Annotated in this window: 14 protein-coding genes and 1 pseudogene; 8 read left to right on the top strand and 7 right to left on the bottom strand. The window is 67.5% G+C overall.

Going from position 1 to position 14,866, the window contains the following annotated elements:
* Positions 1-94 precede the first annotated feature (94 nt).
* Positions 95-949, top strand: a complete 855-nt coding sequence (locus AC5JCN_RS06495) for a hypothetical protein (protein ID WP_495754217.1) — start codon at positions 95-97, stop codon at positions 947-949.
* Positions 950-1,038: 89 nt separating this feature from the next.
* On the opposite strand, the gene AC5JCN_RS06490 is transcribed toward AC5JCN_RS06495, so the two are convergent.
* The 4 genes from AC5JCN_RS06490 to AC5JCN_RS06475 all read right to left on the bottom strand — a co-directional run bounded on the left by AC5JCN_RS06490 (position 1,039) and on the right by AC5JCN_RS06475 (position 4,725).
* Positions 1,039-1,308, bottom strand: coding sequence for a hypothetical protein (locus AC5JCN_RS06490; protein WP_495754216.1), 270 nt, complete (start codon positions 1,306-1,308; stop codon positions 1,039-1,041).
* Between the two features lie 65 nt (positions 1,309-1,373).
* Positions 1,374-2,069 (bottom strand): hypothetical protein, encoded by a 696-nt coding sequence (locus tag AC5JCN_RS06485; RefSeq protein WP_495754215.1) that lies wholly within the window; start codon positions 2,067-2,069, stop codon positions 1,374-1,376.
* Positions 2,070-2,102: 33 nt separating this feature from the next.
* A complete protein-coding gene (locus tag AC5JCN_RS06480; protein ID WP_495754214.1) occupies positions 2,103-2,456 on the bottom strand; it encodes an HdeA/HdeB family chaperone in 354 nt (117 codons plus the stop codon).
* 340 nt (positions 2,457-2,796) lie between these two features.
* Positions 2,797-4,725, bottom strand: coding sequence for a potassium transporter Kup (locus tag AC5JCN_RS06475; protein WP_495754213.1), 1,929 nt, complete (start codon positions 4,723-4,725; stop codon positions 2,797-2,799).
* A gap of 168 nt (positions 4,726-4,893) precedes the next feature.
* On the opposite strand from AC5JCN_RS06475, the gene AC5JCN_RS06470 reads away from it, so the two are divergent.
* Positions 4,894-6,435 carry a DUF4118 domain-containing protein gene (locus AC5JCN_RS06470; RefSeq protein ID WP_495754212.1) on the top strand — a complete coding sequence of 514 codons (1,542 nt, stop codon included), beginning with the start codon at positions 4,894-4,896 and terminating at the stop codon, positions 6,433-6,435.
* On the top strand, positions 6,432-7,124 hold the full coding sequence (locus tag AC5JCN_RS06465) for a response regulator (protein ID WP_495754211.1): 693 nt from the start codon (positions 6,432-6,434) through the stop codon (positions 7,122-7,124). Before AC5JCN_RS06470 ends, AC5JCN_RS06465 begins: the two co-directional genes overlap by 4 nt.
* Here the strand turns inward: AC5JCN_RS06465 and AC5JCN_RS06460 are convergent.
* Entirely contained in the window at positions 7,106-7,324 is a 219-nt protein-coding gene (locus AC5JCN_RS06460) for a hypothetical protein (protein WP_495754210.1), read from the bottom strand. The genes AC5JCN_RS06465 and AC5JCN_RS06460 overlap by 19 nt on opposite strands.
* A 47-nt stretch (positions 7,325-7,371) precedes the next feature.
* Positions 7,372-8,289: pseudogene (locus AC5JCN_RS06455) on the bottom strand (NAD(P)-dependent oxidoreductase); the annotation flags it as partial.
* Positions 8,290-8,502: 213 nt separating this feature from the next.
* Here AC5JCN_RS06455 and AC5JCN_RS06450 point away from each other — a divergent pair.
* The 4 genes from AC5JCN_RS06450 (at position 8,503) to AC5JCN_RS06435 (ending at position 13,652) form a co-directional block, all read left to right on the top strand.
* Positions 8,503-10,053, top strand: coding sequence for a sugar ABC transporter ATP-binding protein (locus AC5JCN_RS06450; RefSeq protein ID WP_495754312.1), 1,551 nt, complete (start codon positions 8,503-8,505; stop codon positions 10,051-10,053).
* Complete coding sequence (locus AC5JCN_RS06445) at positions 10,050-11,114, top strand: ABC transporter permease (RefSeq protein ID WP_495754209.1); 1,065 nt, start codon at positions 10,050-10,052, stop codon at positions 11,112-11,114. Before AC5JCN_RS06450 ends, AC5JCN_RS06445 begins: the two co-directional genes overlap by 4 nt.
* A gap of 73 nt (positions 11,115-11,187) precedes the next feature.
* Positions 11,188-12,291, top strand: coding sequence for a substrate-binding domain-containing protein (locus AC5JCN_RS06440; RefSeq protein WP_495754208.1), 1,104 nt, complete (start codon positions 11,188-11,190; stop codon positions 12,289-12,291).
* A 98-nt stretch (positions 12,292-12,389) separates the two neighbouring features.
* Positions 12,390-13,652 (top strand): LVIVD repeat-containing protein, encoded by a 1,263-nt coding sequence (locus AC5JCN_RS06435; RefSeq protein ID WP_495754207.1) that lies wholly within the window; start codon positions 12,390-12,392, stop codon positions 13,650-13,652.
* A gap of 52 nt (positions 13,653-13,704) precedes the next feature.
* On the opposite strand, the gene AC5JCN_RS06430 is transcribed toward AC5JCN_RS06435, so the two are convergent.
* The gene (locus AC5JCN_RS06430) at positions 13,705-13,986 is read right to left on the bottom strand and encodes a GCG_CRPN prefix-to-repeats domain-containing protein (RefSeq protein ID WP_495754206.1); all 282 of its coding nucleotides are present in this window, start codon (positions 13,984-13,986) and stop codon (positions 13,705-13,707) included.
* Positions 13,987-14,170: 184 nt separating this feature from the next.
* On the opposite strand from AC5JCN_RS06430, the gene AC5JCN_RS06425 reads away from it, so the two are divergent.
* The gene (locus AC5JCN_RS06425) at positions 14,171-14,866 is read left to right on the top strand and encodes an SDR family oxidoreductase (RefSeq protein ID WP_495754205.1); all 696 of its coding nucleotides are present in this window, start codon (positions 14,171-14,173) and stop codon (positions 14,864-14,866) included.

Here is a 14,866-nt window from a genome sequence, read left to right as displayed (position 1 = left end):
GAACTGCCAAGTGACTGGCCCGAACGGTCAAGAGATCCGCGCCTCGCGCAAGCCCTATTCAGGGACGAGTGACTCGCGCTGGGGGCCGGTGCCGATGGGAAGCGTATTTGGACGGCGTATCGCAGCAGCGCTCGCAGGCGGCTGGGTGCTCGTTGCCGCGGCCGGCGCCCAGGCTGCCGATCTTCCCTCGAAGACGGTCGAGCCGCCGCCCCCGGTGATCGCGCCTTTGCAGACCTGGCGTTTCACGGTGACAGCTTATGGCTGGGCGACGGCGCTCGACGGGAGCGTCGGGGTCGGCCGGCTGCCCGCTGCCAATGTCGACGTCGGCTTCGACGACATCCTGCACAAGCTCGACGGTGCCTTCATGGGCGCCGCCTTCGCGCAGAACGGTACCTTCCTTCTGGGCGGCGACCTCATCTGGTCCAAGCTCAGCGACAATGTCAGCTTCAAGATCGGCGACGGACCCCTGGCAGACCTGCGCAACGGCGCGGTCGCCAAGCTCACCCAGACCCAGACGGTGGCCACGGCGATAGCGGGCTACCGGATCCCCATCGGCCCTCCCGAACTGGAGATGTACGGCACCGTCGGTGCGCGCTACCAGCGGCTGTCCGCCAGCGTCAGTACGTTTCGGGATGATTCGAGGTTTGACCGATACACCTCCCGCTCTGCCGAGTGGGTGGACCCGATCGTCGGCGTCGTGATCAACTACCGCATCAACGAAAAGTGGTACGTGAATGCCATCGGCGATGTCGGTGGGTTCGGCGTCGGCTCGAACCTGACGGCTCAGGGCGTCATGGCGGTCGGCTATAACTGGACCGCCAATATCTCGACCGCGCTCGGTTATCGCGCACTCTATACAGACTACGAGAAGAACAACGATCGCGGCGGAAGCTTCCGCTACGACACCACGATGCACGGGCCGTTCGCCACCCTCAGCTTCCACTTCTAGGCCTGACCCCGAAACGAGAAAGGGTCCCGCGTGCGAGCGCGGGACCCTTTCTCGTTCAAGCGGGCTGCTCTGCCCGTGAGTTCACGACCTCAGTCGTTGTCGTCCAGCCCGAAGGACGACGGAGCCTCGTCCTGCTCGTCCTCCCCGAACATCGTCCCGGCATAGGGCTCGTTGGACGAATCCATCGACTCCTGCATGTAGCCGGGGAGATTCGGCCGGGACGGGCCGGGGTCGACATAGAGGTAGGACTGGTCGTCGCTGGTGGCCGGCGGTCGCAGGTCGCGTGCATTGGCCACGCCGCTGCCGAGGAGGAAGACGGCGGCCGTCGCGGCGAGCGCCGCAAGCTTGCGTGTTGGCATGGAATTCCCTCCTGAATCGAAGCTGCCGGCAACGCGGTCGAGGGCCGCCGGCAGGAGGTTCGCGCTCAGTAGTAGGGCCGGTAGTAGGGATGGTAGTACGGCGGACGATAATAGGGCGGCGGCGGCGGATAGTAGGCCGGAGGCCCGTAGGCGTAGGCAGCGCCCGCCGCCGCTGCGGCGCCCGCCGCGCCCGTGGCGTAGAATGCGCCGCGGTAGGCTGTTCGACGCGCCGCGCCCGCGAAGGACAACGGAGTGCGCGGCAGTCCGATGATGTCGATGAACACCGAGGCCGGCCCGTCGACCCCCGAGAGGTCTCCCTCCAGCAGATCGATGGCGAAGGTCAGGTTTTCGCCTTCCATCCTGGGCGTCTTCAGCACCACGACCGCGTCCTTCACCGTCTTCCCGTCCTTGTCGAAGACAGAGATGGTCGCGTTGGGCGGGTCTTTTCCGAAGCTGTCGGAACCCGTTCCCCACTCTTCCAGCAGGTGAGCGGTGAGCGCGTGTCCGGCTGAGCGCACGGGGCGGTCGGCGAAGATGATCGCGTTGGACGACACCCCTTCGAGCACCAGGCTCTCTGGGGTCATCTTCGCGCCCTTCGAGTTCAGGACGATCAGGGACGGCACGACCTGGCCGGACGCGGACGGCTTGCCGATCTGCTTCACGGCCTGCTGATGCCGCGGCTGGGCAGCGTCCTGCGCCAGCGCGCCGGTTCCGGCTAACGCCAGCAACGCTCCCGCAGCAGCGAGTTTCAAAAGCATCATGTGTATACTCCGTGCGTCAGGGCCACCGGTGCATCACTTCGAGAGGACGATGCCCTGCTCCTTGCGCATCTTCGTAAAGACGATGTCGATGGCCTTGATCACTTTTACACCGGGGTTCGCCTTGCAGTAGACGATCACCTCATGCTCGGCCTCTTTGCCGCGCCCAACATTGATAAAGTGCTTCTTGGCGAGGCCGTTGTACCAGCCGCTGTACCATGTGGAGAGCATGTCCGCGTCTTCCTGGAAGGTCCCGGCAAGCTGCCCGCAGGTGAGGGCCTGCACGTCGATGTAGCCGTCCTTGTCGGCGTAGCTCTTCAGCTCGACCTGGGCCTGGGCAGCGCCGGCGATCAGGAGCGTAGCGACACCTGCGAGCATGACGGACTTCATGAGTATCTCCCTGCATTGTTGGATGGCTGGCCATTTCCGGCCGCCGTTGGGATTAGGGTGGGACGGGGAAACTTCGGCCGGAAGCCGAGAGCCCAGCCAGCTGTATCGGCCGGCTCACGACGTCGGAGATGGGCTGGATGCCGTCGCTGCACATGCAGCGGCGATCAACCCTCCTGGTCTGCACTCCTTGCCGTACGCCCCGCACCGCCTCGATGCGCGCGGATCATGGCGCGCGGACAGACCGCGAGCTTGACAGGCCGGGACTTTGGCTTGGCCGATGAGGACAACCGGCCAGATCGGCTCATTAGCTCGACCGTGGCCTTGCCGAATGTCGCCTCGCCTACACGACGATCTGGGTTCCGATCTCCACAACGCGGCTGGTCGGAATCCCAAAATAGGCGGAAGCGTCGCTGGCACGACGGGTGAGCAGCACGAAGAGCCGGTCCTGCCACCGCGGCATATGCGAGTGGGTGGACGGCTTCACCTTGCGCCGCGACAGGTAGAACGACGTGTCAGTGACCTCGAAGGCGAGGCCCTTGGCCCGGCACGCGGCCAACGCAGCCGCGACGTTGGGCTCCTCCATATAGCCGAAGGTCAACCGGACGAGCGTGAAGGTGTCGGAGATGGGTTCGATGACCGCGCGCTCCGATGCCGGCACCCGGGGGGTGTCGCTGGTCGCGACGCTGACGACGAGGTTGCGGGCATGCAGCACGCGGTTGTGCTTGAGATTGTGGAGGAGCGCCGTCGGGGCGTTCTCCGGCGTGCTGGTGAGGAAGACGGCTGTCCCCTTCACCCGCACGGCCGAACCACGCTCGATGGAGCTGACGAAATCCGCGAGTTTCACCTCGGAGCGCCGGGTGCGCTCGGACAGCAGCCTCGTCCCGCGCCGCCAGGTGAGCATGAGGGTGGCCAGCACCAGACCGACGAGCAGAGGCAGCCAGCCGCCATCGTGCACCTTCAGGAGATTGGCGCCGAGGAAGACCAGGTCGACGAGCAGGAACGGCGCGATGACCGCCGCTGCGGCCCAGCGCGGCCAGTGCCACACCTTCCAGATCACGTAGAAGGCCAGCAGCGCCGTCGCCACCATCGTGCCCGTGACGGCAATGCCATAGGCGGCCGCCAGCCCCGTGGAGGAACGGAAGGCCTGCACGAGGAACAGCACGGCGATGAGCAGCATCAGGTTGACGCGCGGAATGTAGATCTGCCCCCGCTCCGTTTCCGACGTCTGGCGGATGTCCAGGCGCGGCAGCAGGCCGAGCTGGATGGCCTGCTGGGTGATCGAAAAGGCTCCGGTGATGACGGCCTGGCTGGCGATGATCGTCGCGAGCGTGGCGAGGATGACCATGGGCAGCAGCGCCCAGGAGGGGTAGAGCAGAAAGAATGGGCTCTCCAGCGCCGCCGGGTTGCCGATGACCAGTGCGCCCTGCCCCAGATAGTTCAGCGCAAGCGCCGGGAAGACGACACACGTCCAGGCCGCGCGGATGGGTCCCCGCCCGAAATGGCCGAGGTCGGCGTACAGCGCCTCCGCCCCCGTGACGGCGAGGAACACCGCGCCGAGCGCCAGGATGCCGGCCATGCCGTGATCGGCGATGAAAGCCACACCGTACCACGGGTTGATCGCCGCCAGGATCCCGGGCCGCTCGACGATGTGGACCACCCCGCCGGCGGCAAGCGCGAGGAACCAGGCGAGCGTGATGGGCCCAAACCACGCTGCGACGCTCGCAGTGCCTCGGCTCTGGACGGCGAACAACCCGATGAGGATGACGATGCTCACGGGCACGACGACGCTGTCCAGCGCGGGCGTGACGAGCTGAAGACCCTCCACTGCCGAGAGCACGGAGATCGCGGGCGTGATCATCGCATCCCCGTAGAAGAGCGACGCACCGGCAATGCCGAGCAGCGGAATAAACGCCCAGCGGTGGCCCATCGCCCTCTGGGCGAGCGCCATGAGGGTCAGCGTTCCGCCCTCGCCATTGTTGTCGGCGCGCAGCATCAGCACCACGTATTTCAGCGTGACGATGACGATGAGCGCCCAGAGGATCAGGGAGACGATGCCATAGACCGTCTCCGAAGGCGCTGCCCCTCCCCTCGCCGCTGCCGCCATCGATTCCTTGAAGGCATAGAGCGGGCTCGTGCCGATATCGCCATACACGACGCCGATGCTGCCCAGCATCAACCCGGCAAACCGGCCGGCGGTCGATACGCTGCGCTGGCCGTCAGTGGCGGCGGCGGTCTGCAAGACGGGCGCGCTGGTCTCAGAGGTGGTCATGGCTTCACTATCCGCTTCGGGTGCCGCAAGGGCTTCGAGCGAGACGTCGGCCATGCCGCGTAAGGACGCGATAGCGAAACCGCGGACGGATATAAGGATCCTGTAAGGGAAGCCGCGCAGAGCCTTAATCCGCTTTGAGAACCGCTACGGCCCGCCGACTATCCGGCCATGAGCGACGAGACGATGCGAAAACCGTTCGTTGAACCGGTGCGGGAGCCGCGGATACCGGCGGCGCTGACAGTCGTCGGCGTCATCGCAATTGCCGTCGTGGCCGGCCTTGCGCTCGCACCCGTCCTGCCGCGGGCCAGCGTGCCGCTGATCCTGCTTCTGGGCGTACTGGTCGCGGCGGCGATGAACGGCGTCTGGGCAGGGGTGGCGGCGGCCTGCCTCGCTTCGCTGTCGTTCAATTTCTTCTTCATCCCGCCGGTCTTCACGCTGTTCGTGGCCGACAGGGAGGAAGTCTTCGCGCTCGGCGCCTTTCTGCTCGCGGGAGTGCTGACGGGCAGCGTTGCCGGGCGCATGCGGCAGCAGGCCGACGCGGCACGGCGGCACGCGCGCACCGTGGAATCGCTGAACGACTATGCGGGCCGCCTGTCAGCCTGCGAAGAACCGGCAGAGATCGTCGCCGTGGCCGGGGCGCAGATCGCGCGCACGCTCGACACTCCCGTCGTCGCGCTTTCACCCGAGGGAGAAGATCTCGTCCAGTCCGGCGCGTGGCCGGCCGGCGAGGCACTTTCCGCCGAGGACTGGCAGGCGGCGCGGCTGGCTGCCCGCACAGGGCGGGTCGCCCATCGACCCGCTGAGGCCCAGGCGGGACAGCGCTTCGAGTTCCACCCGGTCGCAGGCGATGCCGGGCTGGCGGCCGTGTTCGGCATCCTGCGCCCGCCTACGCCGTCGGGCAGTGACGACCCTGCCCTGCAGGCGCTGCTGCGCCATGCAGCCATCGCCTTCGCCCGGCTCGAGCACGCCGAGGCAGCGGCAGCTGCGCGCGCCGCTGCCCGAGAGGAGCAATTGCGCAATGCGGTGCTCTCGTCGCTTTCGCACGACCTTCGTACGCCGCTCGCGACCATCCTCGGTGCCGCCTCGAGCCTGCGGGAACTCGGGCCGGCGCTGCCCGACGAAGCGCGCAATGACTTCGTCGCCGCCATCGAGGATGAGGCGCGACGCCTCTCCCTTTACGTCGGCAATCTCCTGGACATGACGCGGGTCGAGGCCGGAGCGCTGGCTCCCTCCATGGATTGGGTCGACGTGGCGGATGTCGTCCGGCTCGCCGCCTCCCGCGCCAGGAAGGACCATCGGGGGCTGAATCTGGCCGTCGAGCTTCCCGCCGCTCTGCCCTTGCTGCGCACCGACGCCGCCTTGCTCGGGCAGGCGCTTTACAATCTGCTCGACAACGCCGCCAAGCATGCGACCGCGGGTGGCCCCGTCATCCTCTCGGGAGAAGCCGACGGCCCGTCGGTGCGGCTCGCCGTGACGGACCAGGGTCCGGGAATTCCGGACACCCTGCAGTCGCAGGTCTTCGACAAATTCAGGCGCGGCGGCCACCCCGGGTCCGCGGCCGGCGGAAGCGGTCTCGGCCTCGCCATCGCCCGCGGCATCATCACCGCGCTCGGTGGCGAACTCACCCTTGAAAGCCCCATTGCGGACGGGCATGGGAGCCGCTTCACCATCCGCCTCCCACTGCCCATGCCGGAACGGGACAATCCATGACCACACCGGTGCAGCCTGTCGTGCTGGTCGTCGACGACGAGCCGCAGATCCAGCGCTTTCTCGGCCCTGCCCTGACCGCGGCAGGGTATCGCGTCATCGCCGCCTCCACCGCAGCGCAGGCCGTCCGCCTGGCGCTGACCGGCGGTCCGGCCGCCGTCATCCTCGACCTCGGCCTGCCCGACCGGGATGGCAAGGAGGTGATCGAGGCGATCCGCCGCGAGAGCGACGTGCCGATCGTGGTGCTGTCTGCCCGGGATCGCGAGGCCGAGAAGATCGCCACGCTCGACCTCGGCGCCAACGACTTCGTCAACAAGCCCTTCGGCATCGGCGAGCTGCTCGCACGGCTGCGGGTGGTGACCCGCCCGCGCGGGCCGCTCGCTGATCCCGTGACGGTGCTGACCTCGGACGAGCTGACGCTCGATATCGCGGCCCACAAGGTCATGCTGGCCGGAGAGCAGGTCCACCTGACGCCGAAGGAGTTCGACCTCCTCGCGACGCTGATGCGTCACCCCGGCCGGGTCCTCACCCACCGTCACGTCCTGAATGCGTTATGGGGGCCGGCTCACGTCGCGGACACGCAGTATCTGCGCGTTTTCATCGGACAGTTGCGCCAGAAGATAGAGCCCGATCCCGCCGAGCCCCACTGGATCTTCACAGAACCGGGCGTCGGCTACCGCTTCCGGGACTGAGCCACCGTCCTGGCGGGTTTGCCCGGCGCGGCGAGGCTGCCACGCAGTTGCGCCGCAAGCCCCTTCGCCTCGCCGTGCTTGGCGATCAGGTCGGCGAAGGCCTCGTCCGCAAGGGCCTGGAAATCACGGCCGCTGCGCTTGCCGATCAGGTCGAGCACGGACCACGTCTCCTCGTCGATCTGGACGCGCTTTCCCGGCATGGTGACCTCCGTCGTGTGCCCTACAACGGATGGAGAGTCGCCGGGTTTCACTCGCCCGATGTTTGCGCGTCTGCGTCGGCGATGATCTGGCGCATGATTTCGGTGTGGTCGGCGCCGGGACCGAGTTTCTGTGCCGCCTGCGTCCATTGCTGCGCGGTCATGGCCAGGAGTGGCAGGTCGAGGCCGAGGCTGCGGGCCAGAGCTGCGGCGATGCCGACATCCTTTGCCATGAGCCCGATCGAGAATCCGGAGCCCCAGGTCTCTGGCAGGATATGCTGCTTCAGCTTCACCTCGGTGGCGTTGTTGCGCCCCGTCGACGCGTTGAGGATGTCCGTCATCACGGCCGGATCGAGCCCGAAGGCGCGGCCGGCGACGATCGCCTCCGACGCGGCCGCAGTGCCGATGGCGGACATGAAATTGTTCAGCGCCTTCATCGCGTGGGCCGTGCCGAGCTTTCCCGTGGGGAATATTCGGCTGCCCATCGCCTCCAGCAGCGGCCGGGCCGCCGCGACGTCGCCCTCGGCACCTCCCGCCATGATCGCGAGCGAGCCGTCCACGGCCCGGCGTACGCCGCCGGAGACCGGGCAGTCGATCATTCTGATACCCCGGGCGGCGAGGTCCGCTCCGAGCGCGAGGGTGTCGGTCGGCGCCGAGGAACTCATGTCGATGACGAGGCCACCGGGCTTCATGGCCTGCGCCACGCTGCCCGTGCCCAGCAGGACGTCGCGAACGATGCGCCCGTCGGGCAGGATCGTGATCACGACGTCAGCTCCTTCGGCAGCCTCTCGCGCCGCGGCGAAGGCCGAATCACCCGAAGTTGCAAGCGCGTCCCGCGCACGTTCCGAGAGATCGCTGCCGCGGACGGGAAAGCCCGCGCCGAGCAGCCGGCGCGCCATGGGCAGCCCCATCTGGCCGAGGCCGATGACGGCCACGGCCGGGCGGTTCGCATCTGCCATCGTTTCGTCTCCACGCCAGCGACGGCCAAGACCGTAGGAGCACGCTCAGGCAGCCGCAACGCCGTCCGCGAGGGGGCAAGGGAATGTCTGCCATCCCCTGCGGCGCAGGCAACGTTGCTTTTCATCATGCCGTGGTCCACGCTCGCCGGGGTGCAAGCAGACCAATCGTCCAAAGCAGGCGACTGGCGCAGCACGCAGGGGGAAACCGCCTTGAGCGCGGCCATGTCCGTGGACGGGGACGGAACGGCGCAGGACGCGGCGGCGATCCTGTCGTTCAAGCACATGTCGAAAAGCTTCGGCGGCACCCGCGCGCTGGACGACGTGTCTTTCGACGTCGGCGCCGGTCAGATCCTCGCCCTGCTCGGGCAGAACGGCGCCGGCAAGTCGACCCTCATTAAAATCCTCGCTGGCGTGTACTCGGCCGACGCAGGGGAGATCGCCCTCGACGGCCGGCCCTACCAACCGGGGGTTACGGGCGGCGTCGCGTTCATCCACCAGGATCTCGGGCTTATCGAGTGGATGACCGTGGCCGAAAACATCGCCATGGCGCAGGGCTATCCCCGCCGTCTCGGCCTCGTCGACTGGGCCGAGGTCAACGCCATGGCGCGCCGCTCCCTGTCGATGATCGCCTACGACATCGATCCCAGGCGGCGCATCTCGGACCTGACGCGCACCGAGAAGTCTCTGGTCGCCATCGCGCGTGCGCTCGGGGTGCAGGCGCAGGTTCTCGTGCTGGACGAGCCGACGGCGAGCCTGCCGCAGGGCGAGGTCGACCTGCTGTTCGGCGTGCTGCGCGGCCTCAAGCGCCAGGGCGTCAGCATGATCTACGTGTCGCACCGGCTCGACGAAGTTTTCGCGATCTCCGACAGCCTCGTCGTGCTGCGCGACGGCCGCCTCGTCGACCGCCGCAGGACGGCGGATGCGGAGCCGGAAGCCCTGATTGCCTCCATCATCGGACGGCGTCCCGAAAGCGTCTTCGTGCGCCCGCCGGCACCCGCGCGTGACGCGGCGCTGCTATCCTGCCGGGGCGTCGTGGTGGCCGATGTCGGACCGCTCACCTTCGATCTCTATCCCGGAGAGATCCTGGGCCTGGTCGGGCTCCGGGGCGCTGGCCAGGAATCGGTGGGCCGGGCGCTCATCGGCGACGACCCCGCGACAGCTGGCGAGGTGCATCTCGCCGGCAATGCACCGGACCTGCGGACCCCGGAAACGGCGATCCGGTCCGGCGTGGGCTTCGTCGCCGCCGACCGGGTGGCCGAAAGCGTCGCGCAAGGCCTGAACGTCCGCGAGAACATGTTCATCAACCCCGGCGCGAGCGGGCGCCGCCCCCTCGCCTTCCGTCAACCCTCCGACGAGGCGGCCGAGAGCTTCGCGCTCGGCCGGAATGTCGGCCTGTCGCCGAATGCCCCGGAGGCTGCGATCGAAACGCTGTCCGGCGGCAACCAGCAGAAGGTCGTGATGTCGCGCTGGATGCGCATCGGGCCGCGTGTCCTCGTGCTCGAGGATCCGACCGCGGGTGTCGACGTGGGTGCCAAGGCCGAAATCTACCGCCTGCTTGCCGGGGCGCTGGCCCGCGGCCAGGGCGTCCTGCTGGTCTCCACAGACTTCGAGGAGGTGGCTGCGATCTGCCACCGCGCCCTGGTGTTCCGCGGTGGATTCATCGTGGCGGAAATCGCGGAAAGCGACCTCGGGGTCGAGAGCATCACACGCGCCACGTCGCTGGGCGGACCGGAGACCGTGGCGCGAGCCGGATCAGGCGGGGCCTACGCATGAACTCCATCAAGTCCACCGCCCTCGAGCCAACCGCCGCCGAACTGGAGCAGATGAGCCTCGGGCAGAAGATCACGCGGCTGGCGCCGGTCTACGGGCTGCCGCTGTGCACGCTGCTGCTCATCGTGATCTTCTCGGTGGTCCTGCCAGAAACCTTCCCGACGATGCTGAACCTGAGGTCCATCCTCGGGGACAAGGCCATCATCGCCATGCTTTCGCTGGCGGCGATGATCCCGATGATGGCGGGACGCATTGACCTCACGGTCGGCTACGGCATCGTGCTCTGGCATATTCTGGCCATCGCGCTGCAGACCAAAATGGGCCTCAGCTGGCCTGTCGCATGCGTCATCGTCCTGATGCTGGGATGCCTGCTGGGGCTCATCAACGGCTTCCTCGTCGAACTCGCGCAGATCGACAGCTTCATCGCCACGCTCGGCACCGGCACGACGCTCTATGCCATCGCGCTCTGGTACACGCAGGGCCGGCAGGTCATCGGATTGCTGCCCCAGGGGTTCACCAGCCTCTATACGTCGATGCCGCTCGGCATCCCCATCGCCGCCTACTACGTGCTCGTGCTGGCGCTGGTGCTGTGGATCGTGACCGAATACCTGCCGATCGGACGCTACCTCTACGCCATCGGCGCTAATCCCCGGGCCGCCGCGCTGAACGGCATCCCGAGCCGCCGCTTTGTTATCGGCGCCTTCGTCGCGTCCGGCTTCCTCGGCGCCCTGGCCGGCATCGTCCTCGCCGCTCGGCTACGCATCGGACAGGCCAGCGTCGGGCTCGAGTTCCTGCTGCCCGCCCTCGTCGGGGCGTTCCTCGGGTCGACCACCATCAAGCCCGGGCGGGTGAACGTGTGGGGCACCATCATCGGGGTCGCCATCCTCGCCGTCGGCATCTCGGGTATCCAGCAGCTCGGCGGCGAGTTCTACGTCGAGCCTCTCTTCAACGGCATCACGCTCCTGATCGCGATCGGCCTTGCCGGCTACGCCCAGAGGAAGCGCGGCGCAGTCCGCCATGCGCGGGCGGCGCCTTCACCAGCTCCCGAACCGCCGAAGCCCTGAAGGCCGCGGCGCCTGGGACACTACGCCCCGCCCGCTGACGAGGCGGGGTTCGACAACAGGAGGAAGACGTCCCATGAAGCTTACGCATCTCATCGCGGCTCTCGCCGCAACGACGGCTCTGCCGATGATGGCCGTTGCGGCCCGCGCCGACGCGGTCGCCGACGCCAAGAAGATCGTCGAAGCCACCAGCACACCCAACGCGCCCTGGAGCGGACCCACCTCCGGCCCGAAGGCCGCAGCGGGCAAGACGATCATCTACGTCTCGACCGACCAGCGGAACGGCGGCGCGCTCGGCGCCGGCGAGGGTGTCCGCGAAGCGGCGAAAAAGATCGGCTGGACCTACAAGGCCATCGACGGCCAGGGCTCCGTTTCCGGACGCGCTTCGGCGCTCGCCCAGGCGATTGCCTCCAAGCCCGACGTGATCGTGCTCGGCGGCATTGACGCCACGGAGCAGGCCACGGCCATCGAAGAGGCCGGCAAGCAGGGCATCGTGCTTATCGGATGGCACAGCTACGCGAAGTCCGGACCGCACGACAAGCTGCCGATCTTCAACAACATCACCACCAACCCGCTGGAGGTTGCCGCCTCCGCCGCGTCCTACCCGTGCGCGACGACGGGCGGAAAAGTGGGCGCGATCATCTTCACCGACTCGACCTACGAGATCGCGGTCGCGAAATCGAACGCGATGGCCGAGGTCATCAAGAAGTGCGGCGACAGCAAGGTGCTGGAGATCGTCGACACGCCGCTGGCGGATGCCGCCAACCGGATGCCCCAGCTCACCACCTCGCTGCTGCAGAAGTACGGCAAGCAGTGGACGCACGCGCTGTCCATCAACGACCTGACCTTCGACTTCATGGCGCCTGCGCTCGCCGCGGCCGGCATCAAGGGCGACGGCAATCCGCTCGCAGTCTCGGCCGGTGACGGCAGCGAAGTGGCGTTCCAGCGCATCCGGCAGGGCGAGTACCAGGCCGGCACGGTCGCCGAGCCCCTGAATCTTCAGGGCTGGCAGGTGGTCGACGAGGCCAACCGCGCGCTCGCCAAGGAGAAGCAGAGCGGCTTCGTAGCGCCGGCCCACCTGTTCCTCCCCACCAACATCAAGGCCGATGGCGGCCCGAAGAACACCTACGATCCCGACAACGGCTATCGTGAGGCCTACGCCAAGATCTGGGGCAAGTGAGCTTCAACGGGCTGCCGCACCGAGGCATCCCGCACGATGACGGACCGGCCCGCGGGTGACCGCGGGCCGAACCACGCATTTCCGAAAAGGAGGCCGGAATGGCCAGCCAGGACCTGCCCAAGCCAGACTATGCCCACCGCATGAAGCTGATCGGCCACTCCGACCAGGGCGGCCGCCCTGACGGCGTGCAACTGATGGTCAACAAGGGCCACGCCTTCGTCGGGCACATGTTCTCCCAGGGCTTCAGCGTGATCGACTGCACCGATCCGCGAAACCCGAAGCCGGTGAACTACATCCCGGCTCCGCCCAACACGTGGAACATTCACCTGCAGACATCCGGGGACCTGCTCCTCGTCATCAACGCCAAGGACATGTTCCGGGCGGCCGAGTTCCAGGACGAAAAGGCCTACTACAAGGGCGCTCTCGGCGAAAAGGTGGGCACCGCCAAGCAGACCGGCCCGGCGACGCGCGACTGGACTGCGGGCATGGCGGTCTACGACATCAAGGACCCGCGCAACCCGCGCCAGATCGGTTTCCTGCCGGTCGAGGGTGGCGGCGTGCACCGCATCTGGTACACGGGCGGGCGCTGGGCCTACGTCTCGGTGCTGCTCGACGGCTTTAGCGACTACATCTTCATGACGGTCGACCTCGCCGACCCCGCCAACCCGAAGGCCGGTGGCAAGCTCTGGCTGGACGGCATGAACACGGCGGCGGGAGAAAAGCCCGGCTGGCCGCCGACGAAGCGCTTCGGCCTGCACCACGCCACCGTGAGCGGCGACCTTGCCTTCGCATCGTGGCGTGACGCCGGCCTCGTCATCATCGACGTGAAGGATCCCGCAGCTCCGAAGCTGGTCGTCCACCGGAACTGGTCACCACCCTTCCAGGGCGGCACCCACAACGCCGTCCACCTGCCCGACCGGGACCTGCTGGTCGTCGTCGACGAAGCAGTGCTCGACGACTTCGAAGACGGCTTCAAGCCGATCTGGATGTTCGACCTGCGCGTGCCCTCGAACCCGGTGAGCATCTCGACCTTTCCGCAGCCGGCGGAAGCGGACTACCGGCACAAGGGCGGCCACTACGGGCCGCACAACATCCACGAGAACCGTCCCGATGCCCTTGTCAGCTCAGAGAGGATCTTTGCCACGCTGCAGAATGCGGGAATCCGGGTCTACGACATCCGCAACGAGTACCGGCCCGAGGAGATCGCGGCGTTTGTGCCGCCGAGGCCGGCGAAGCTCGTCGACCACCGGCCCAACAGGCCGCTCGTGATCCAGTCGTGCGACGTCTACGTGGACAAGCAGGGGCTGGTCTACGCCAACGACTACAATGGCGGCCTCTACATCCTCGAGACCGACCTCTGATCAGAGAAGACTGGGAGTTGGCGCGCCGGACGGTCCGGCGCGCCGGTGACGCTCAGTAGCGGCAGACTTTCTTGTACCCGTAGGGGGTCGTGCGCGTGACGCAGCGCGGCGCACCCGGCCTCGCATAATAGTAGACCGGGGGGCCATAGGGCGGCCCGATGTAGTACGGCTTGGGATGGCACTTGCCATAAGGACCGCGGTAGAAGCCGCCGCCGCATCCTCCCTCGACCAGCACGATGTCGCCGCCGGCGGTGACGCCTTCGGGCAGCGCGGCTCCCGGCGCGGCGTGAGCCGGCGCCATGGACAGGCCGAGCAGCAGGGCACCTGCTGTCATTCCCAACACTCGCATCGAATCTCTCCACAGAACGACTTTGCGGATGCAGGATATCCGGACAGCGTGTGCAGGTAATTAGCCTACGCTAGGTTAGTCTCCGGATTGCAAGATACAGGCGCGGCAGGACGCGCTCTGGAGCACCGGACCCGCTCCATGCATGATGGCCACCCCCAGGAGGCCAGCCATGACATCACCATCCCCAGTCGCCATTGTCACAGGCTCGTCCGGAAATCTCGGCCGTGCCGTCGTAGCGGCCCTCGCCAGCCGCGGGCACCGCGTGGCTGCCATCGATCACCGTGACGACGCCGGGGACGGACCGTCCACGGGGGCCGTGACGTATCTCGGCGGGATCGACCTCGCCGACGAGAAGCAGGCCGCACGGGTGGTCGCGTCGGTGATGGCGTCCCACGGCCGGGTCGACGCGTGCATCCACACCGTCGGCGGCTTCGCCTTCGCCAAGGCGGCCGACAGCGATGCCGCGCTGTTCGACAGGATGTTCCGCCTCAACGTGCTGACCACGGCCAATCTGTTCCGCGCCGCGCTTGCTCCGATGCGCGAGGCCGGCCAGGGCAGTCTAGTCGCCATCGGCGCTGGTGCCGCGCTGAAAGCTCCCTCCGGACTGGCAGCCTATGCGGCGGCCAAGGCCGGGGTTCTGAGAATTGTCGAGAGCTACGCGGAAGAGGTGAAGAGCGACGGCGTCCGGATCAACGCCGTGCTCCCCAGCATCATCGACACGCCGCAGAACCGCGCCGACATGCCCAAGGCAGACACGTCGAAGTGGGTCACGCCCGAGAAGCTGGCGGAGGTGATCGCCTTTCTCGTGTCGGACGGCGCGTCGGCCATCACCGGCGCGTCGGTTCCCGTGCCGGGCCGGATGTAG

It is taken from the genome of Alsobacter sp., from assembly GCF_059501845.1.
This window is presented reverse-complemented; position numbering and strand designations above follow the sequence as displayed.

Excerpts from the sequence above, each read along its gene's own strand:
- AC5JCN_RS06475 (WP_495754213.1), bottom strand. The coding sequence starts at position 4,725 with ATGACCACCTCTGAGACCAGCGCGCCCGTCTTGCAGACCGCCGCCGCC.
- AC5JCN_RS06425 (WP_495754205.1), top strand. The coding sequence starts at position 14,171 with ATGACATCACCATCCCCAGTCGCCATTGTCACAGGCTCGTCCGGAAAT.
- AC5JCN_RS06470 (WP_495754212.1), top strand. The coding sequence starts at position 4,894 with ATGAGCGACGAGACGATGCGAAAACCGTTCGTTGAACCGGTGCGGGAG.
- AC5JCN_RS06450 (WP_495754312.1), top strand. The coding sequence starts at position 8,503 with ATGTCCGTGGACGGGGACGGAACGGCGCAGGACGCGGCGGCGATCCTG.
- AC5JCN_RS06440 (WP_495754208.1), top strand. The coding sequence starts at position 11,188 with ATGAAGCTTACGCATCTCATCGCGGCTCTCGCCGCAACGACGGCTCTG.
- AC5JCN_RS06445 (WP_495754209.1), top strand. The coding sequence starts at position 10,050 with ATGAACTCCATCAAGTCCACCGCCCTCGAGCCAACCGCCGCCGAACTG.
- AC5JCN_RS06495 (WP_495754217.1), top strand. The coding sequence starts at position 95 with ATGGGAAGCGTATTTGGACGGCGTATCGCAGCAGCGCTCGCAGGCGGC.
- AC5JCN_RS06465 (WP_495754211.1), top strand. The coding sequence starts at position 6,432 with ATGACCACACCGGTGCAGCCTGTCGTGCTGGTCGTCGACGACGAGCCG.
- AC5JCN_RS06430 (WP_495754206.1), bottom strand. The coding sequence starts at position 13,986 with ATGACAGCAGGTGCCCTGCTGCTCGGCCTGTCCATGGCGCCGGCTCAC.
- AC5JCN_RS06490 (WP_495754216.1), bottom strand. The coding sequence starts at position 1,308 with ATGCCAACACGCAAGCTTGCGGCGCTCGCCGCGACGGCCGCCGTCTTC.
- AC5JCN_RS06435 (WP_495754207.1), top strand. The coding sequence starts at position 12,390 with ATGGCCAGCCAGGACCTGCCCAAGCCAGACTATGCCCACCGCATGAAG.
- AC5JCN_RS06460 (WP_495754210.1), bottom strand. The coding sequence starts at position 7,324 with ATGCCGGGAAAGCGCGTCCAGATCGACGAGGAGACGTGGTCCGTGCTC.
- AC5JCN_RS06480 (WP_495754214.1), bottom strand. The coding sequence starts at position 2,456 with ATGAAGTCCGTCATGCTCGCAGGTGTCGCTACGCTCCTGATCGCCGGC.
- AC5JCN_RS06485 (WP_495754215.1), bottom strand. The coding sequence starts at position 2,069 with ATGATGCTTTTGAAACTCGCTGCTGCGGGAGCGTTGCTGGCGTTAGCC.